This window comes from Shewanella carassii (assembly GCF_019670705.1).
Classification (GTDB): Bacteria; Pseudomonadota; Gammaproteobacteria; order Enterobacterales; family Shewanellaceae; genus Shewanella; species Shewanella carassii.
This window is the reverse complement of record NZ_AP024618.1, coordinates 344,349-364,081: the sequence shown is the minus strand read 5'-3', so window position 1 is coordinate 364,081 and position 19,733 is coordinate 344,349. Positions and strand designations below refer to the sequence as shown.

Here is a 19,733-nt window from a genome sequence, read left to right as displayed (position 1 = left end):
CCGTCCTTTTTTTATGGATTTAGCCTTGTCCAAACCCAAGCATTTAATTAACATTGAACAAACATAGGTTACTTATAATAAACACAAGGATGTAAAATGAAATTCCAACCTTTGTTGACCGGTATATTATTGCTGGCCCCCGCACTCGCACTGGCCCAGAGTAATCAAACGCCCACGCCGGCAGAAATTTTCAGCCAGGGGGCGCAATACACCAATGTGAAAATCTCCCCCTCCGGTGACTATCTCAGCGTGATCATGAATCACGAAGGAAAAGATAAGCTACTGATCCTCAATACTGAAGACCTCAGTGCCAAGCATATTGTTTACTTCCCGGGCAATGCCCAAGTGGGCAGTTACACCTGGGTCAACGATGAACGTGTCGTGGTCGCCAAGGAATACCTCAAGGGCTGGGATGATCGCCCGCTCTACTATGGTGAATTGATGGCGGTGAATGCCGACGGCTCCAAGGTTGCTTATCTGTTCGGTTACAATTCGGGCCAGCAACAAACCGGTTCCCACTTGAAGAAAAACACCGCCATCCAGGCCACTGCCTATGTGCTCGATCCCTTGCCGGATGATGACCGTTACATGTTGGTTAATGCCATCCCCTGGAACGGCGGTCGCAGCCTGGATTACGAACAGTTGCAGGATGTCTATCGGGTTGATGTCTACCGCGGCACTCGCAAGAAAATTACCCGTTCTCCCATAGGAATGGCCAGCTTCATGACAGATGATGACGGTGAGGTGCGCTTTGTGGCCGGTCAGGACAGAAGCAACAACACCCGTATTTTCTACCGTAATGACGGTGAATGGATTGACACCGACAAGCTGAATATCGGCCTGAAGGACTTTACCCCAATCTCCTTCACCGAAGACCCCAACAGCGTCTATGCCGCCGCCTCCCAGGCCGATGAGCCCAAGGCCGTGTATCGGGTCAATCTGAAAACCGGTGAAAAGAAGATGATGGTCAATGACGCCAGAGTCGAGCCGGACAACTTCTGGATCAACGGCCAAAACAAACAGCTCTACGCGGTGGAGTTTGCCAACGGTTACCCAACCTACGCCTTTGTTGATCCGGAAGATCAGCATGCTGTGTATCTGAAGCAACTGCTGGCCAGCCTGCCGGGGCACCAGGTGCGCATCATCAGCGAGACCCGCAATGCCGACAAGATGATCATTCTGGCCTTCAACGACCGCAACCCGGGCGACTACTATCTGTTTGACACTAAAGCGGTCAAACTCAGACACCTGCTGCGTACCATGGAAAGCATAGATCCGGCCCAAATGGCCGAAGTGAAACCCATGGATATCAAGGTGCGTGACGGCATGACGATTCAGGCCTACCTGACCTTGCCACCCGGCAAAGATCCCAAGCAGTTGCCTTTGGTGGTCAACCCGCACGGCGGCCCACACTATGTCAGGGACAGCTGGGGCTTTGATCCTCAAAACCAGATGCTTGCCAATCAGGGCATAGCCGTACTGCAGGTTAACTTCCGCGGCTCAGGTGGTTACGGCGAAGCCTTCCAGCAAGCGGGCTACCGCAAGTGGGGCAGTGAAATTCAGTACGACATCATAGACGCCACCCGCCATCTGATAGATCAAGGCATAGTGGACAAGCAGCGCATCTGTATTGTCGGCGGCAGCTTTGGCGGCTACAGCGCGCTGCAAAGCTCGGTCATGGAGCCGGATCTGTTCAAGTGTGCCATCGGCTTTGCCGGGGTGTACGACCTGGAAATGATGTTTAAAGAAGGTGACGTGCAGGAACGTGACTCGGGTACCAGCTACCTGCGAACTGTGCTTGGTCAGGATCAAGCCGTGCTGCGTGCCATGTCGCCCACTCGCAACGTCGACAAGCTCAAAGCCAACCTGCTGCTTGTGCACGGCGGCAATGATGAGCGCGCCCCCATAGAGCAGTTTGAAGCCTTGGAAGATGCGCTCAAGAAGCGTAACTACCCCTACCAGAAAATCATCATGGATGATGAGGGCCACGGTTTCTACGATGAAAGCCACAGAGCCATCTACTATCAGAAAATGCTCAACTTCCTGAAGCAGAATCTGGGCGTTTAAGTTTAACTGCCGTAAACCAAGCCGCTCTCCAGAGAGCGGCTTTTTTCGTGCTATGGGGCTTTTCTGGTATGAATTTACAGCAAATAGCGGTATCCTCCGCTTCCCGCAGATAAATGTGAAAAGCGTCACAGCTTGCGCGGACAGTAACAAACGGAAGGCGCTGGCTTGGCGTCTATCCGCCGGAGGAAAACAATGGCATTGAGTGAAGCAGCTTTGATGGTTCAGACCGCGCTCCTGGAGCGAGGACTCGAGACCCCCATGGTACCCTGTGGCTTGTCGGCCGAGGAGCGCAAGGAAAAAATAGAGGCCCATATGAAGGCCATTTTGACCTTGATGTCGCTGGATTTGAGCGACGACAGCCTGATGGATACGCCAAAACGTATCGCCAAGATGTATGTCGACGAAATTTTCTCCGGCCTCGACTATGCCAACTTCCCCAAGATCACTGTTATCGACAACAAGATGGGCTTCGATGAAATGGTGCGGGTGCAGGACATCAGCCTCACCAGCACCTGTGAGCACCATCTGGTGACCATAGATGGCACGGCCACTGTGGCCTATCTGCCGCGGAAGAAGATCATCGGCCTGTCGAAGATCAACCGCATAGTACGTTTCTTTGCCCAGCGGCCACAGGTGCAGGAGCGCCTGACCCAGCAAGTACTGGTTGCGTTGCAGACCCTGCTGGAAACCAAAGATGTGGCGGTAAAAATGGATGCAGTGCATTACTGCGTTAAATCCCGCGGTGTGATGGATTCCACCAGCTCCACCACCACTACGGCTCTTGGTGGCGTGTTCAAGTCCAACCCGGCCACCCGCGCCGAGTTTCTGCATCAGGCCAAATAGCCTCTCCGTAATAAAAAACGCTGCCAAGGCAGCGTTTTTTATTGGACTGTACAGAAGTTTATTCAAGCTTCTTTAAGAGCCGAGATTCTATCCTGGACGGCATTAAATACCATACTGTTCACGATAGGCGCTAACGGCGGCCAACTCCTGCTCCATCCCCGGCTTCTCGGCCAAGTAGGCAATCAAATCGGCCAGCTTGATGATGGCCACTATCTGGCAACCAAAGTCGCGCTCCACTTCCTGAATGGCAGACAGTTCGCCCTTGCCCTTCTCCTGACGGTCGAGTGCAATCAATACCCCGGCCAGAGTCGCGCCATTGGCCTGAATGATCTCCATGGACTCGCGAATAGCGGTACCTGCGGTGATCACATCATCCACCAACATCACCTTACCCTTGAGCTCGCTGCCAACCAGGTTGCCGCCTTCGCCGTGGTCTTTCTTCTCTTTGCGGTTAAAACAGTAAGGAATATCCAGATCATGGTGTTCGGCCAAGGCTACAGCCGTGGTTGTGGCGATGGGGATCCCCTTGTAGGCCGGGCCAAACAGGAGATCGTAGTCGATACCGGCATCCACCAGCGCAGCAGCATAAAAACGGCCCAGGCGGGCCAGATCCCGGCCAGTGTTAAACAGACCGGCATTGAAGAAGTATGGGCTCTTGCGGCCGGACTTCAGGGTAAACTCACCGAATCTCAACACCTGACGCTCAAGGGCAAATTCAATAAACTCGCGCTGATAGGCTTTCACGATCTCTCCTCTTGTGATTATGGGTAAGCCCTTAAGGCTCACGGGTACGAACAAGTACTCTCTGGAGTACGAAAAAAAGGACCCTCATGGGGTCCTTAAAAAAACTTAACTCAATGCAGCCTTCTGCACATCGATAATCTCACGAATGCCATGCTTGGCCAGCTCCAGCAGACTCAGCAACTCTTCATGGCTGAACGGCTCGCCTTCAGCGGTGCCCTGAATCTCGATGATCTTGCCGGTTTCTGTCATCACCACGTTCATATCGGTTTCGGCGGCGCTGTCTTCGATATATTCCAGGTCACAGATAGGCTCACCTTCAAAAATCCCCACGCTCACGGCGGCGATCAGGAATTTGAGCGGATTGGCCTTGAGAATACCCTTGGCACGAGCCCAATTAAGTGCATCTACCAGAGCCACACAGGCACCTGTGATGGCTGCGGTACGGGTACCGCCGTCGGCCTGAATCACATCACAGTCGATCACTATGGTGTTTTCACCCAGCAGCTTCATATCCACAGCAGCGCGCAAAGCTCGGCCGATGAGGCGCTGAATTTCCTGGGTACGACCAGACTGCTTGCCCCGGGCCGCTTCGCGATCCATACGGCTATGGGTAGAACGGGGCAACATGCCATATTCTGCCGTCACCCAACCTTGGCCCTGGCCTTTGAGAAATCTCGGCACCCCTTCGGTAAAACTGGCGGTACAGAGTACTTTGGTATCGCCGAACTCGACCAGCACAGAACCTTCCGCATGGGCGGTAAACTGGCGAGTGATTGAAATGGGGCGGGTTTGAGCCGGAGTTCTGTTGCTGGGACGCATAGTGAATTCCTGTATTTTGTCGTCTGGACTGAATTGGCTGCATATTATAGGGCCTTGCGGCGCTTGACGCCATGGCGGATCCGTATAGAACCGACAAAGTGTATACACTTCACTTTAACCCCGGAGGCAAGCTGTCTATAATCCTCTGCTACACCCGTCTTCAAGCAACTGGAATATCTGATGATCCACAGCATGACCGCCTACGCCCGTATCGAGCATAAAGCCGACTGGGGCACAGCCTCCTGGGAAATCCGCTCAGTCAACCAGAGATATCTGGAAACCTATCTGCGCCTGCCGGAACAGTTCCGCAGCCTGGAGCCTGTGCTGCGAGACAGACTGCGCAAGCGTCTCAATCGCGGTAAGGTAGAAGTCAACCTGCGCTACGAGCTGAGCGATCAACAAGGTACCCAGCTGAATATGAATCAGGACTTGGCGCTGCAACTGTTGCAGGCCGCCAACTGGGTAAAACAGCAAGCCGGCCAGGGTGAGCTCAACCCGGTGGATATTCTGCGCTGGCCAGGGGTCATGTCCTCATCCGAGCAAGACATGGATGCCATTGCCGCCGAACTGCTCAAAGCCTTCGACGGCGCCGTCGATCAGTTTATCGAAGCCCGCGGCCGTGAAGGCAGCGCCATCAAAGAGATGCTGCTGACCCGCCTGGATGCCGTTGAAGCCCAGATCGCCATAGTCCGCGAGCACATGCCCAAGGTCATGGAATGGCAAAGGGAAAAACTCAGCAACCGCCTGGCCGAAATCCAGGGCGAACTGGACCCGGCCAGACTGGAACAGGAAATGGTATTGCTGGCCCAAAAACAGGACGTGGCCGAAGAGATGGATCGCCTCGAAGCCCATGTGGCCGAAGCCCGCCGGATCCTCAACAAGGGTGGCAGCGAAGGCCGCAGACTGGACTTCATGATGCAAGAGTTCAACCGCGAATCCAACACCCTGGCCTCCAAGTCAATCAGCAGCGAAATCACCGCCGCCGCAGTCGAGCTTAAAGTGCTGATTGAGCAGATGAGAGAGCAGATCCAGAACGTGGAGTGATGTTTTAACATTCACAATGTACAGCATTAAGCCTCATTTTTTTGAGGCTTTTTTGTTTTCACAGACTCGTCCTCGACAGTTGTAGCATTTATGGTGGGCAGCCTAAGCCATTAATTTACAAGATGGTGGGCAAGGTATCGGATGACAACAAGATAATTCAAAACGGTTAATGGTAAATTATTTGAAGTCCAAGTTGGTAGTCGCTACAACCATCGATAGAAGTAGGTTATCCATTGTCATCAAAGCAATCTGAACAAAGCATTAAACACAGTTGGTTTGGCCATTTCTATATGGGCAAGCCTGATGCTGTAAAACTCACTAGCTGTGGTATTACTTTTCATCGTGGTAAAGGTTTGTTTGCGCCAGAACACCCCGTAATCAATAACACGAGTGATGAAGTGAGTTTTAAGTGGCAGCAACTTGACTCGCCACCAACATTTAACTTTAGTCCTTTGGGTTACCTACTTAGCTTTACCGTATCCGGTGAGGTTTATCAATTGCCCTACTTAACCTACTGGGCTCGTTATCAATCTAGTAAAGAAGTGACACAACGGTGGGCTGCTGGTAATGGGCAAAGTATCTGTGAGCTGGTGGCTCGAGTTGAGCGCACCCTTGCTACTGAGTACCTGCGCCAATCACGCTTAGAGATGATACAGGCCAGAGTTAAGCGTGAGTATAAACGCTGGTTCCCTTGGTCTGAAAATATGCAATTGGATAATGATATAACAGCAGCACTAACCAAGTTAAAGCTGATGCATTGCTGGAGCCCAACCGATATAGAAAGGTTACGTGAAAACTATGTTCAAGCACAGCTGATCAAGTTTGCCGATTTCTTTGAGCATGTTGAATCTAACCCTCTGACCGATAAGCAGCGACGAGCCTGCATCATTGATGATAACAATAACTTGTTATTAGCGGGTGCTGGGACAGGAAAGACCAGCGTTATGGTGGGTCGTGCTGGCTACTTAGTTAAAAGTGGTCAAGCACAAGCCGATGATATTTTGCTGCTCGCCTATGGCAGAAAAGCCGCTGACGAGATGGATGAACGGATAAAAGAGAAGCTTGGTACAGATGATATTAAAACGAGCACTTTTCATAGCTTAGGTTTAAGGATTATTTCTGAAGTTGAAGGCGCATCACCCAGTCTGTCTCCTTGGGCTGAGGATGAAAAATCCAAAGATAGGTGGGTACAGAGCACCCTTGAAACTTTGATTGAAAATGAGGCCTATCGTAAACAGCTGTTTGAGTACTTTAGCCAATGCTATTATGTTGAGAAAAGCCCTTTCGATTTTGAGTCAAAGGGTGAGTATTTCCAGTACTTAATTGATAACGATATTCGCACCTTGAAAGGGGAGCGAGTAAAAAGCTTCGGCGAGCTTTATATCGCTAATTGGCTATTCAGTAATGGCATTGAGTACCAGTATGAAGCTAAATATGAGCATGATGTAAGTAGTGTTGATTTCCGCCAATATCAGCCTGACTTCTACCTACCTGACTATTGTGTCTATATTGAGTATTACGGCACTGATGAAGATGATAGCACCGCGCCTTACATTGATAACCAGCAATATTTGGAGTCAATGGAGTGGAAGCGCCAGCTGCACAAAAAGCATGAAACAGTCTGTCTTGAACTGTTTTACCATCAGCATAGAAAAGGCCTGCTCATTGAAAAGCTCGAACACGCCATCCAAGCATTAAAAATCAAAGAGTCCCCTCTACCCGATGAAGCGATACTCGCAACCCTTAATGAACTTGGTCGCGTTACCGAGTTAGCTAAGCTTTTCAGTAAGCTAATTGGCTTGTATAAAGCTGCTTGCTTGGATAACAACGGGCTAGAGAAGGTATTTAATAATGCCGCAGATGCCAAGCAAACTCGTAAAGCATTTGAGCTGCTAGAGCCGATACTAAGCAGGTACCAACAACACCTGTCAGCTTCTGGCGATATAGATTTTGAGGATATGATAGCCAAAGCACTCGGCTATCTTCAACATGGGCAATTTATTAGTCCATGGCGCTATATTATGGTGGATGAGTTTCAAGATATCTCAGAGCCCAGAGCGCGGTTAGTTAAAGCCTTAAGGGATTCAAGCTTACCTGGCAGTAAATCAAAAGCATCTCTATTTTGTGTTGGTGATGACTGGCAAGCGATTTATCGCTTTAATGGTGCAGATGTCAACTTAACCACACAGTTTACAGATTATTTCGGTCCAACTACTAAAACGTACTTAGATCAGACATTCAGGTTCAACAGCAGCATTGGTGATGTTGCAACACAGTTTGTGACTAAGAACCCTGTGCAGCTAAAGAAAGATATTCGCTCTCTATCGCAAGTCGATTACCCCACGGTTTCATTGATACGACGGGGTGAGCAAGAGCCAGCAACTAAAGATGAACCAAGCCCTAATGCACTTGAGCAGGCTTTAAAAGCTATTAACATGCGTGCTAATAAGGCTGAAGATAAACTAAAGAGCAAGCCTGTTGTGTACCTGCTCGCTCGTTTCTGGTTTCAACTACCGGATAAGAGTGAGCTAAGACAGCTGAATCGGAAGTATCCAAGTTTAACTATTGAGTGTCAGTCTTTTCATGCCTCAAAAGGTAAAGAGGCGGATTATGTGGTGATCACGGGGATGAAAACGGGAAAGCATGGCTTCCCCTCAACGAAAGTCACCCCACCAATACTTGATGCATTTTTACCTAAAGCAGAGTCATTTGAGTTTGCAGAAGAGCGTCGCCTATTTTACGTTGCCTTAACTCGTGCAAAACACCGCGCCTATGTACTTGCCGATATGACAGATGCTAGCCCGTTTGTAGTCGAACTACTCAAGGAAAACTATGCTGTTGAGCAAGAGGAGTTCAGCACCTCACTAGTGCAAAAGATCTTTGAAGAGATAAGTTGTGTACGTTGCACCACTGGTACGCTTAAACCAAGAGTCGGCAAGTTCAAACCCTTCTTCTCATGCTCACACTTTCCCTTATGTGATCATAAAGAGGAGGGCTGTGAGCTTTGTGGTAGTCCCATGACACGTAAACGCTTTACTGGCTTTAAAGTATGTCTTAATGACACTTGTAGCCACACTGCACCTGTTTGCAGCGTCTGTGGTGGAGATATGAAATTAAGAAAAGGTCCCTACGGTGAGTTCTGGGGCTGTATCAACTACAGAAGAGATATCCCCACTAGCTGCAGTAATAAAATTAATAAACAAGTGGCGATTAGCCTGTTGGAGCAATCTAAGAGGGACCATTAGCAATGCTAACCAAGATTTAAATTATTGGCTAAATTGTACTAGCTCAGACCTGATCTGACAGTTACCCGATTTTGGGGTGCCGTTGTCAGATTAGATTTGGGCTAAATTCTTTTCCGCCCAAATCCGTTTTCCATCAATTAATGTTGCCATCGGTGTGCAACCGCAGCGCATTTTGCCTTGATGGGTGCGTTCATTGTTATACAGCGCCAACCATTCGTCCAAGTCTTTTTGCAGTTCCTCCAGTGTGCCGTACAGCTTTTTGCGGAACACGACCTGATAGAACTCATTCAGAATGGTCTTGTGGAAACACTCGCAGATACCGTTTGTTTGCGGATGTCTGGCTTTGGTTTTTGTGTGGTCTATGTCATTGATGGCCAGATACAGCTGGTAATCGTGCTGTTCAACTTTGCCGCAGTATTCGGTTCCTCGGTCAGTGAAGATACGCAGCATCGGCAGCGCCTGGGCTTCGAAAACGGCAATACTCTGTCGTTCAACAGTTAGACTGAGGTGATTGAGGTTTTGGTGGTGTAGAACTTGGCAAAGGCGACTTGTGGTGGCCAACTGCAGCAAGCTCATCAGCAAACCCGGCTTACCAGCAGCGCCATACTGCCGCAGGCTAACAGTACCCATCCCAAGTGCTGCACCGCGCCTGCCAGAGCCAGGCCGCTGCCGATGAGTAAGTAGTACATCAAGCCGAACAGGGCACCGGCGCTGCCGGCCTGCTGTCGGTACTGAACCAAAGCCATGCTGAGCACATTTGGGATAGCTATTCCAAATGCCATAACCACGAGTAGCATAGGCGCCAGAAACCCGATGGAGTTCAGCGAGAGTTGTACTCCTATGGCTCCCAGAAGCAGCAGTAAAGCGGCGCCTTGCAAGAGCTTGCCTTGAGAGACTCCCTTGGAGATCAAGCGTTTATTGCTGTAGCTGCCAACCAGTGAGCCCAGGCCAAGGATTAAGCCGCTGTAACCAAACTGTTCCGGCGTGAACCCAAGCCTGGCAAAGTTGAACCCACCGAGTTGGTAGTAAGAAAACAGGGCGACGTTATAGGCAGTGACCAAGAGCGCAGATTGCCAGATTTGCCTGTCACCGAGCATACGTTTACTCAAGGCGACCAGTTGCAAACTCTGCCTGCTGGTTTGGGTTTCCGGCAACCTGATAAAACAATAGGCGAATAAACCCAAGGCCATAATAAACAAAGCCAAAAACACCGCATGATGACCACCCACCTTGACCAATTGGCCACCAGAAAACATGCCGATAACCGGGCTGATGGCAATCCCAAGTCCCATCACACTAAACACTTTCGCCAACTCTTCACCGCTGAAGGCGTCACGCAGCATGGTTTGGGTGACGATTGAGCCGACAGCAATACCAAAAGCGCTGCAGGCTCTGGCGGCCATCAGCACGGCGAAGCTGGTTGTTGACATGGCCACCCAGGCTGCGACGCCATAGATAAAGAGTCCCAGCAACATGGCCTGGCGACGGCCCCAACTGTCGGCCACTATGCCCCACACAGCCACGCCAAAAGCGAAAGCCAGAAAATAAATCGATAGGGTTTGCGCCGCCTGAGGGTAGGACACGGCAAATATTTGCGAAATCGCCCCCAGGGCCGGGCTGTAAATGGTTTCCACTATTTGCGGAAACATCAGTAGCGCCAGCATCAACCATAACGAAGGTTTGGTTTTCATCTCTTATCCTTATAACAATCAAGCAAGGTGCGAACCACGCATCCGGGCTTGATTCGCGCTTTTCCGAGTCGGCGCGCAGTGTATACTCGTGATGAAACGGCACATTAACGACATAAAGACAAGAAACATCAAAATAGGGACATCATGGCGATTATTGAGCAGGAAACTGAGTTCGATGCGGATACCTTTCCAGCCAGTGTTATCGGCATTGCGGCCGATGTTGGCCAGCACGATTCGGGCATGCACCAACACCATAAAGGGCAACTGCTTTATGCCCCCCACGGCTGCATGAGCTTTGCATTGGAGAATGCCATCTGCATCTTGCCGCCCACCAAAGCCGTGTGGATCCCGCCCGGTATTTTGCACCGCGCGGTAATGACCAATGTGGTGGCCTATCGCTCTTTGTATTTTGATTGTGCCAGGTTCAACACTCCGGCTGAGCTTCGCATGATAGAGGTCAACGCCCTCTTGAAAGCCTTGATAGACAAAATGGCACTGTGGCCTTGGGACACGCCGGAGCAGAATATGGCCAATAGCAGTGCGTTATTTTGGGAAGAGTTTTATGCCGCAAAGAAACATTCATTTCAGCTGCCACTGCCACGGGATCGCAGGTTTCGCCGATTCCGCCAGCGGCTTATCAAGGAAGAGTTTCTCGCGCCGGATATACGCAGGCTTGCCAGCAGTGTCGGCGCCAGCACCAAGACAGTCACCCGGTTATTCAAGGCTGAAACCGGTATGACTTATCAGCAATGGCGCCAACAATGGCGCCTTTTGAAGGCCATTGAACTCCTATCCGGCGCCAAATCAGTCAGCGAAGTGGCCCACAATCTGGCGTTTTCTTCCGACAGCGCCTTCATTGCGTTTTTTAAAAAGCAGACGGGCCAAACGCCTTTGAGCTTTATTCACAATCCAATCAACTGACAAAAGAGTCAAATGCACAAAAAACAGCCTAAAATCACAGTTCCCCAACCGGTTGATTTACATCTAGCATTCTTAGTGGTAAAAATTGAGCAGTAAAGCTACTTTCAACTCTCATTGAGGCATTGATGCTGGAGATTGTAATCATCAGATAATCAGTTAACTGACCTTCCAAGGCCGGTCTGATTATCAATGCGCGTAAATCAAAGGTGGACACTGACAAGTGCCCGCACGTTTTGCTCATGATGATTATCGAGTTTTTCCAGTATGAATATATCCCGTCAGGAACAACGTACCCTGCACGTCCTCGCCAAAGGCGGACGCATTTGTTATTTTCGCGACACTTCAGGTCGCGTCACAGCCGTTGAATGTTATAGCCGCGAAGGGCTTGTTCTTTGCGACTGTACCCTCGCCATTTTCAAAAAGCTCAAAGCCAAAAAACTGATCAAATCTGTCAAAGGTCAGCCCTATCGCATAACCACGGTCGGCTTGCACAATGTGCGCGCCCAACTGGACAACCGTTGAGGAAAGAAAGATGAATACACTATTTTCCCGTGACTATATCAACAGCAACATGATGGGCCCCAACGCCCTGCTGCTGGCCGAAGAAGTCTGCCGGTCACTGCAACTGCAACCGGGTATGCGGGTGCTAGACTTGGCCTGTGGCACAGGCATGACCTCCATCTATCTGGCGAAAGCCTTCAACCTCGAAGTCACCGCTATGGATCTTTGGATAGCGGCCGAAGACAATCAGGCAAGATTCAAGGCCGCTGGCCTGGAAGACAAGATCACGGCAGTGAACTTTGACGTAACCCAGATGCGGCCGGGACATGCCCCATTCTCAGAAAACAGTTTCGATGCCGTCTTGTCCATCGATGCCTACCACTACTTTGGTGCCAGTTCAGCGTTTTTTGACACCCACCTAGCCCCTTTCATCAAGCCGGGCGGCCAGGTCGCCATAGTGGTACCCGGGCTGAAAAAGCCTTTTCCACTGCAGCAAAGCGTTGCCCCTGAGCTGGCTCCCTGGTGGCAGCCCGGGATGAACTTTTTCACCGTCGACTGGTGGATGCAACTCTGGCAACAGAGCGCATTTTTACAGATGGAGCTGTGCGAAGAGAGCGGCCAGTGCACCCAGGCATGGCAGGAGTGGTTGGCATGCGACACCCCTTATGCCGTGCAAGATCGCGAGATGATGGCCGCCGAAAACGGCCAGTGGTTCAACTTTACCAAAATGACAGGCCGCATACACAAGTAAGCTTTAGAAAAGCAAGGAAATGTATGAATATCAATAAGCTAATCAGCCAGCATTTGCCAATAAGGCTGTTGCCGAACGAAAGCAAAATTCCCTGGAATGATGCCGATTTCAGCCTGCGAATGCTGGAAAACCACCTCTCCCAGGAGCACGATTGGGCTAGTAGAAAACTGGCGGTGATTGAGCGCCAGGTAGATTGGCTCTGCAGCCAGCTGGCTCCTGGCGCACAAGTGCTGGATCTGGGTTGTGGCACCGGCTTTTACACCCAATTGCTGGCAAAACGCGGTTTTTGCTGCACCGGCGTCGACTTTTCACCAGCCTCTATAACCTACGCCCAACAACAAGCGCAGACGGCTGGACTGGATATCGACTATCAACTGCTGGATGTCAGAAGCTACCGGCCGACCAAGAAGTTTGACTTCATCATGATGACCTTCGGTGAGCTGAATGTTTTCAGCGCAGCGGATGCCAAGAGTTTACTCAAGGATTGTGCAAACTGGCTGATGCCGAATGGCAAACTACTTGTGGAAGTTCACAGCTTTGATGAAGTCAAACGACAGGGACTGGCAGAGCCAAGCTGGCAAAGGCATTCACAGGGTCTATTTCTCGATGCACCCCACCTGCTGCTGACGGAGCATGCTTGGGACGAGGCACTCCAAACCAGTTCCACACTGTTTTGGGTGATTGAAGAAAACGGCAAGGTGACGCGATTCGGCAGCCGGATGCAGGCTTGGCAAGATGAGGAATATCGGCAGCTGTTAAACGAGTGCGGCTTCAACAAGATTCAGCGGATAGACACAGCAGTGTAGCCCAGCAGCCATACCTTTGAGGGCAAGCTCTACACACTAATGGCGTGCGCAACCCGATAGTACGGCTATGTTTGAAAGAGAAAGATGCCTGAACAGATAAATTTGGGCATCTATCTATGACATCAACACCATGTTGTAAATGGGCAGATTTTGCGATGTTTGAATTTAGCCGATTGTCCCATTTACCGGTACCAGTGTTGCGCTTGACAGTCGACTGGCTACCACCAAAAATGCAGCTGAATTTTAAATGCCGAGCCTTTTCACCGAGCCTGCTGCGGCTTTAGCCACAAGGCAACATACAGATAAAGCCTCAGAAAGAGCCTAAAACAGGCTGCTTGGCGGACTACCTTAGGCACTGTCTGCAAAATAGATGGCGCGACTTATGCACTTTATGCCGACTATGGCAGCCATTTCCAAGCATAAGTGAGCAGGCGCTAACGCCCTGTCAACGCCAGCTTAAGATTGAAGCCTGGTGGCGACTGCGGTTAACATAGTCGGTCGATTTTTCTTTTTATGATCCTGAGGGAGCCCAAGTTGTCCTTGATCCGAGGTTGTCTTGCCTTTAGCGGCTATGTTATCAACACCCTGTTTTGGAGCCTGCCAATTCTGCTGGGCAGCCTGATAAAACTGCTTCCTATAAAGCCGCTGCAACGCTCTTGCAGCCACTTCCTGGACATCTGCGCCAGCGCCTGGATCAGTGTCAATGGCGGTATCGAAAAGCTGTTTCATCCGCTGAAGATGCATATAGATGAGCTTCCAGAGCTGTCAGAGCAGGAGTGGTATATGGTGGTAGCCAACCACCAGAGCTGGGTCGATATTTTGATCCTGCAGCGACTGCTGAATCGGCGGATCCCTTTTCTCAAGTTCTTCCTGAAAAAAGAGCTGATTTATGTGCCCGTACTGGGGCTGGCCTGGTGGGCGCTGGATTTCCCCTTTATGCGCCGTTACAGCACGGCCGAGTTAAAAAAGAACCCCAAACTCAGGGGCAAAGACATTGAAATTACCCGTAAGGCTTGTGCCAAGTTCAAGCACAAGCCGGTGAGCGTGATGAACTTTGTCGAAGGTACCCGCTTTCAGCCCAGCAAGCACCAGAAGCAAAACTCACCGTTTAAACACCTGCTCAGACCCAAGGCCGGTGGCATGGCCTTTGCGTTGTCGGCCATGGGCGATCAGATCCATAAACTGGTGGATGTCACCATCTACTATCCGGGTAAAACCCCCAGTTTTTGGGACTATATCAGTGGCCGTCTACCTGAGGTTTATCTCCACTTGGAGGTCAAAGAGATAGACCCGGGGATGCGGGGCGACTACGTTAATGATCGTCAATTCAAACAAGCCTTCCAAGAACGGCTAAACGCCCTTTGGCAGCACAAGGATGAAGTGCTGGAGCAACTGGCCGCCAAGGCAAACCATTCTCAAGGGGACTCCTGATGTTGCACTTCCTGCCCGGGCCTGTGCTGTTTATTCTCAGCCTGAGCCTGTTGATCATCAACACCGCCGTCTGGGGCTCGCTGGTGTGTATCGGCGGCCTGTTCAAATTGTTGCTGCCCTGGAAGAGTGGCCGTATCGCCATGACCCGGTTAATGAACCGTTTCATGTGGGCCTGGGCCAGCTGTAATGGCGGCATACTGCACCTGATAGCCAAGGTAGAGTGGGATGTGCAAGGGCTTGAAAGCCTCAAGCCAGATGGTTGGTATCTACTGATCAGCAACCACCTCAGTGGCTTTGATATTGCTGCGCAGACCTATATTCTGCGCAACAACATCCCCATGCTGAAGTTCTTTCTCAAGAAAGAGCTGCTGTATGTTCCTATCATGGGACTGGGTTGCTGGGCACTGGACATGCCCTTTATGAACCGTACCAGCCCGGAAAAGCTGAAGAAGAACCCCAAGCTCAGGGGCAAGGATCTGCAAACAACCCGGCGCTCCTGTGAAAAGTTCAAAGACTTGCCCACTTCCATCATCAACTATGTGGAAGGCAGTCGCTTCACCGAAGAGAAACGGCAAAGGCAAAAATCCCCCTACAAGCACCTGCTGCGGCCAAAAGCCGGTGGCATCGCCTTCACCCTGTCGGCCATGGGCGAGCAATTTGATGCCTTGCTGAATATGACTGTGGTTTATCCCGATGCCCCCAAGGATATTCTCGGCGCCGTGATGCAGGGTAAAGTACACAAAATCGTGGTGCGAATCGAGGCTCTGCCCGTGCCTCAGGTGGATTCTGTTCGCTACTTCAGCGAGCCAGAGTACAGGGTCGAGTTTCAACGCTGGCTCAATGACATCTGGCAACAAAAGGATGCCCAAATCGATCAACTACTGGCCGAATACCAACCTGCCGACGACTACCGTAAGCTGGCACAAAAAAGCCACTGACAGCGATTATCCAAGACAAAGCAATGCCGGGTCTAAGCCCGGCATTGTTGTTTTTAAACTGAGTAATTTCGACTCAAGCACTTTTATCGCATTCAGTCAGATACTTCTCAGCGGCGTCCAACTCAAACTCGCTGAACACTTGAATGCCATGGCGCATCAGCAAGGCGGCGGTCACGCCGTCGCCCTCTATGAGTTGGCGGGAGAAACTACCATCGTAAATCTTGCCTTTGCCACAGGAAGGACTGCGGGCCTTGAGAATGGCTACAACCACTTGCTGTTGCTGCGCCTGGGCCAGTGCCAGCTCGGCGCCTCGCTTAAAGGCCTCGGTCACATCCTCACCGTCACAGGTCAGCACTCGTCCCTGTATCTGTTCGGCCGGTGCTCTGGGTGTCGGCAGGCCGCCGGCGCACTCGGGACAGAAAGGCACCAGCCGTCCTTGGGCCTGCCATAGCTGCACTCTGGCATCATTGAGCAAGTTATGGCCACCGTCATAGCGCACCTCTTGCCCCAATAAACAGGCGCTTATCAATATCCGATTCGGTTTTGCTGTGCTGATGATTTCTGCGCTCATACTTTTTTCATTCTTGCCGTTCTCGCCGCTCTCATCACTCGGACGACTCTCTTAGGGTAACCGCCTCGCCTGATTGGCAATGACTCATGTTCTCGGTTTAACGGCCCAGGGTCTGGGACACCGCGACGGATAACAAGCTTCGCTCTTTTCCTTGCCTGCCGCTGACAAAGAGCATTCTATCAGTCGCCCCTCAAGAAAACTGTTTAAAACAAGATTGTCGACAATAGTTGCAATAGCAAGTGTAAACCCATGCTAACAGCAAGTTTAAAAAGGATACCTAAGATAATGTTAGATAAGGGTTTAAATACCAAAAACACTAAAATATTAGACTTACGTCTAGGTAAAGACATTGTTGACAATGACCCAGATCACATCTAATGTCGAGCCATTGTTAATAATTGAGCAGAACTTAACCAGTGACTCAGGTAACTGTGTTGGACAAAAACAGCGTCGATAAAACCACTCCGGAGAAGAACAGTACCCTGGTGGATCAGATCCTGGTGCAAATTCAGACCAGCATCATCAAGGGTGAACTGGCTCCCGGCAGCAAGATCAACGAGCAGGCACTGGCACTCAAGTACGGTATCAGCCGAGGTCCAACCCGTGAGGCCTTGCAACTCCTCGAACGTCAGCGCTTGGTAGTACGCATCCCCCATGTGGGCGCCAGAGTTGCAGATATGACAGTGGCCGAGCTCAACGACCTCTACGAACTGCGCAGCACGCTGGAAGCCATGGCCTGTGAACTGGCCGCCAAACGGATAACCGATGAGCAGCTCGACCAGTTGTGGCAACTGCTGGCCCGTCAGGAAGCGGCGCTGGCAGAAGGCGACACCTATTTTCAGGAAGAGGGTGATGTGGACTTTCACTACCAGATCATCCGCGCCAGCGGTAACAAGCACCTGCAAGAAACCCTGATCGGCGGCTTATATCACCTACTGAGAATGTATCGCTATCAATGCACCAATAAGAACCGCCCGGTCAAAGCCATCGCCGAGCACAGACGCATAGTCGAAGCCATAGCCCAGCGCGATGCCGAACTGGCCGGCTTGCTGATGCGCCGTCATATCGAACAGGGACGGCGCAATACCGAACTCAGACTCAAACAGCTTCAGGCGGAGCATGCCGCCCTGGACTCAATATAAGGAAGCAAACAGATGACTCGCAGCGCAGGACTCAGATTCCGCCAGGCTCTGGCCAAGGCCAAGCCACTTCAAATCGTGGGAACCACCAATGCCTATTTCGCCCTGATGGCCGAGCAATCCGGTGTTCAGGCCCTGTACCTTTCCGGTGCCGGTGTCGCCAACGCCTCTTACGGCCTGCCGGATCTCGGCATGACCTCAATGAACGATGTGCTGATCGATGCCGGCCGGATCACATCGGCCACCGAACTGCCGCTGCTGGTCGACATAGACACTGGCTGGGGCGGCGCCTTCAACATTGCCCGCACCATCAAGGAATTTGAAAAGGCCGGTGTCGCCGCTGTGCATATGGAAGATCAGGTGTCACAGAAGCGCTGTGGTCACAGACCCAACAAGGCCGTGGTCAGCACCGAAGAGATGGTCGACCGTATCAAGGCTGCCGTGGATGCCCGCACAGATGAGAACTTCGTCATCATGGCCCGCACAGACGCGGTTGCCGTGGAAGGGCTGGATGCTGGTATCGAACGTGCCCAGGCCTATATCGAGGCGGGTGCCGACATGATCTTTGCCGAGGCGCTGACCGAGCTGGATCAGTACCGTCGATTCAAGGCGGCCGTCAACGCCCCGATCCTGGCCAACATGACCGAATTCGGCAAAACAGAGCTGTTCAACAAGGAGCAACTGGCCGAAGCCGGAGCCGACATGGTGCTCTACCCATTGAGCACCTTCCGCGCCGCCAACCTGGCCGCCCTGAAAGTGATGCAGGCACTGATGGCCGACGGTCACCAACGCAATGTGGTCGATGCCATGCAAACCCGTGAAGATCTGTATAAGTTCCTCGGCTACCACCACTACGAAACCAAGCTCGATGAGCTGTTCAGCCAAAAGTAACGGCTGAATCCAGGGATGATTGACCGGCGCAGACGCGCCGGTTACAGGGTTTGCCCATGAAACACCCGGGGTTGCCACCCTACACAGCGCCCCAGAGCGCTGAAAAAGGCAACCGCAAACCAGACCAGCCATGGCTGGCCAACAAATTGACAAGAGTGTAACGGAAGAGGGAATGCATTATGACTGACAAGAAACTGAGCGGCGCCGGATTACGCGGCCAAAGCGCAGGCGAAACTTCACTGAGCACAGTCGGTAAGTCCGGCTCAGGCCTGACCTACCGCGGCTATGACGTCAAAGATCTGGCCGAAAACGTCAGCTTCGAGGAAGTGGCCTACCTGATCCTCTACGGCGAACTGCCCACCGAAACGCAACTGGCGGCCTATCGTCAGAAACTCAAAGGCATGCGCGGCCTGCCACAGGCACTGAAAGAGGTGCTGGAGCGGATCCCGGCCGATGCCCATCCTATGGACGTTATGCGTACCGGTTGCTCCATGCTGGGTAACCTGGAAACCGAAAAAGATTTCTCCGAGCAGAGTGAAGTGGCCGACCGTCTGCTGGCGGCATTTCCTTCCATCATCTGTTACTGGTATCGCTACAGCCATGACGGCGTGCGTATAGACACAGAAACCCATGACGACCAGATAGGCGCCCACTTCCTGCACCTGCTGCACGGCGAAGCCCCATCGGCCCTGCATGCCCGGGTTATGGATGTGTCACTGATCCTCTACGCCGAGCACGAATTCAACGCCTCTACCTTCACCGCCCGGGTTTGCGCCTCTACCCTGTCTGACATGCATTCCTGCATCACAGGCGCCATTGGCTCACTGCGCGGTCCTCTGCACGGCGGCGCCAACGAGGCGGCGATGGAGCTGATTCAGGATATGCGCGATGAAGACCATGCCCGCGAAGTGCTCAAGGGCAAGCTGGAGCGCAAAGAGAAGATCATGGGCTTTGGTCACGCCATCTACCGTGAGTCAGACCCCCGCAACGTGATCATCAAAGAGTGGTCGGAAAAGCTGGCGCAAGAATACGGTGATGATCGCCTCTATCGCGTTTCTGTCGCCTGTGAAGCCCTGATGTGGGAAGAGAAGAAACTCTTCTGTAACGCCGACTTCTTCCACGCCAGTGCCTATCACTTCATGGGGATCCCCACCAAGCTGTTTACCCCCATCTTCGTTTGCTCCCGCCTCACCGGCTGGGCCGCGCACGTGATGGAGCAACGCGCCAACAACCGCATTATCCGCCCGAGTGCCGACTATGTTGGGGTTGAGCCACGCAAGGTGACGCCTCTCAGCGAGCGTTGATCCCGGCGGCGGCCAAAGGGCCGCCAG

At 51.8% G+C, this 19,733-nt stretch carries 17 protein-coding genes and 1 pseudogene; 13 read left to right on the top strand and 5 right to left on the bottom strand.

Translation table 11 applies throughout. The features are described from left to right. Window positions 1-96: 96 nt before the first annotated feature. Both K5621_RS01720 and folE read left to right on the top strand, forming a co-directional pair. Window positions 97-2,067: an alpha/beta hydrolase family protein gene (locus tag K5621_RS01720; RefSeq protein ID WP_221050266.1), complete on the top strand. Its 1,971-nt coding sequence runs from the start codon at window positions 97-99 to the stop codon at window positions 2,065-2,067. A 192-nt stretch (window positions 2,068-2,259) separates the two neighbouring features. Next, a complete protein-coding gene (gene folE, locus K5621_RS01715) occupies window positions 2,260-2,910 on the top strand; it encodes a GTP cyclohydrolase I FolE (RefSeq protein ID WP_025010867.1) in 651 nt (216 codons plus the stop codon). Between the two features lie 102 nt (window positions 2,911-3,012). Here folE and pyrE read toward each other — a convergent pair whose 3' ends face one another. Both pyrE and rph read right to left on the bottom strand, forming a co-directional pair. Continuing rightward, complete coding sequence (pyrE, locus tag K5621_RS01710; protein WP_025010866.1) at window positions 3,013-3,654, bottom strand: orotate phosphoribosyltransferase; 642 nt, start codon at window positions 3,652-3,654, stop codon at window positions 3,013-3,015. 105 nt (window positions 3,655-3,759) lie between these two features. After that, complete coding sequence (gene rph / locus K5621_RS01705; protein ID WP_025010865.1) at window positions 3,760-4,473, bottom strand: ribonuclease PH; 714 nt, start codon at window positions 4,471-4,473, stop codon at window positions 3,760-3,762. 180 nt (window positions 4,474-4,653) lie between these two features. Between rph and K5621_RS01700 the strand changes: the two genes are divergently transcribed. After that, window positions 4,654-5,517: a YicC/YloC family endoribonuclease gene (locus K5621_RS01700; protein ID WP_101056442.1), complete on the top strand. Its 864-nt coding sequence runs from the start codon at window positions 4,654-4,656 to the stop codon at window positions 5,515-5,517. A 233-nt stretch (window positions 5,518-5,750) separates the two neighbouring features. Next, window positions 5,751-8,762, top strand: coding sequence for a UvrD-helicase domain-containing protein (locus K5621_RS01695; protein ID WP_221050265.1), 3,012 nt, complete (start codon window positions 5,751-5,753; stop codon window positions 8,760-8,762). A gap of 90 nt (window positions 8,763-8,852) precedes the next feature. Here K5621_RS01695 and K5621_RS01690 read toward each other — a convergent pair. Both K5621_RS01690 and K5621_RS01685 read right to left on the bottom strand, forming a co-directional pair. Next, window positions 8,853-9,313: pseudogene (locus K5621_RS01690) on the bottom strand (integrase core domain-containing protein); the annotation flags it as partial. Window positions 9,314-9,337: 24 nt separating this feature from the next. Continuing rightward, the gene (locus K5621_RS01685) at window positions 9,338-10,453 is read right to left on the bottom strand and encodes a multidrug effflux MFS transporter (protein ID WP_221050264.1); all 1,116 of its coding nucleotides are present in this window, start codon (window positions 10,451-10,453) and stop codon (window positions 9,338-9,340) included. Between the two features lie 144 nt (window positions 10,454-10,597). On the opposite strand from K5621_RS01685, the gene K5621_RS01680 reads away from it, so the two are divergent. The 6 genes from K5621_RS01680 to K5621_RS01655 all read left to right on the top strand — a co-directional run bounded on the left by K5621_RS01680 (window position 10,598) and on the right by K5621_RS01655 (window position 15,801). After that, window positions 10,598-11,374, top strand: coding sequence for an AraC family transcriptional regulator (locus tag K5621_RS01680; RefSeq protein WP_221050263.1), 777 nt, complete (start codon window positions 10,598-10,600; stop codon window positions 11,372-11,374). 264 nt (window positions 11,375-11,638) lie between these two features. Continuing rightward, window positions 11,639-11,896 carry a YjhX family toxin gene (locus K5621_RS01675; protein ID WP_221050262.1) on the top strand — a complete coding sequence of 86 codons (258 nt, stop codon included), beginning with the start codon at window positions 11,639-11,641 and terminating at the stop codon, window positions 11,894-11,896. Window positions 11,897-11,906: 10 nt separating this feature from the next. After that, window positions 11,907-12,626, top strand: coding sequence for an SAM-dependent methyltransferase (locus K5621_RS01670; RefSeq protein WP_221050261.1), 720 nt, complete (start codon window positions 11,907-11,909; stop codon window positions 12,624-12,626). A gap of 23 nt (window positions 12,627-12,649) precedes the next feature. After that, window positions 12,650-13,432: a class I SAM-dependent methyltransferase gene (locus K5621_RS01665; RefSeq protein WP_221050260.1), complete on the top strand. Its 783-nt coding sequence runs from the start codon at window positions 12,650-12,652 to the stop codon at window positions 13,430-13,432. A gap of 534 nt (window positions 13,433-13,966) precedes the next feature. Beyond that, window positions 13,967-14,863: an acyltransferase gene (locus tag K5621_RS01660; RefSeq protein ID WP_229672029.1), complete on the top strand. Its 897-nt coding sequence runs from the start codon at window positions 13,967-13,969 to the stop codon at window positions 14,861-14,863. Further along, window positions 14,863-15,801 carry an acyltransferase gene (locus K5621_RS01655; RefSeq protein WP_221050259.1) on the top strand — a complete coding sequence of 313 codons (939 nt, stop codon included), beginning with the start codon at window positions 14,863-14,865 and terminating at the stop codon, window positions 15,799-15,801. Before K5621_RS01660 ends, K5621_RS01655 begins: the two co-directional genes overlap by 1 nt. Window positions 15,802-15,874: 73 nt before the next feature. Here K5621_RS01655 and K5621_RS01650 read toward each other — a convergent pair whose 3' ends face one another. Continuing rightward, window positions 15,875-16,372: a 2-thiouracil desulfurase family protein gene (locus tag K5621_RS01650; protein ID WP_221050258.1), complete on the bottom strand. Its 498-nt coding sequence runs from the start codon at window positions 16,370-16,372 to the stop codon at window positions 15,875-15,877. Between the two features lie 416 nt (window positions 16,373-16,788). Here K5621_RS01650 and K5621_RS01645 point away from each other — a divergent pair, with 416 nt between their 5' ends. The 3 genes from K5621_RS01645 to prpC all read left to right on the top strand — a co-directional run bounded on the left by K5621_RS01645 (window position 16,789) and on the right by prpC (window position 19,706). Continuing rightward, window positions 16,789-17,514, top strand: a complete 726-nt coding sequence (locus tag K5621_RS01645) for a GntR family transcriptional regulator (protein ID WP_221050257.1) — start codon at window positions 16,789-16,791, stop codon at window positions 17,512-17,514. A 12-nt stretch (window positions 17,515-17,526) separates the two neighbouring features. Then, the gene (prpB, locus tag K5621_RS01640; RefSeq protein ID WP_071476421.1) at window positions 17,527-18,402 is read left to right on the top strand and encodes a methylisocitrate lyase; all 876 of its coding nucleotides are present in this window, start codon (window positions 17,527-17,529) and stop codon (window positions 18,400-18,402) included. A gap of 179 nt (window positions 18,403-18,581) precedes the next feature. Continuing rightward, entirely contained in the window at window positions 18,582-19,706 is a 1,125-nt protein-coding gene (gene prpC / locus K5621_RS01635; RefSeq protein ID WP_025889866.1) for a bifunctional 2-methylcitrate synthase/citrate synthase, read from the top strand. Window positions 19,707-19,733: the final 27 nt, after the last annotated feature.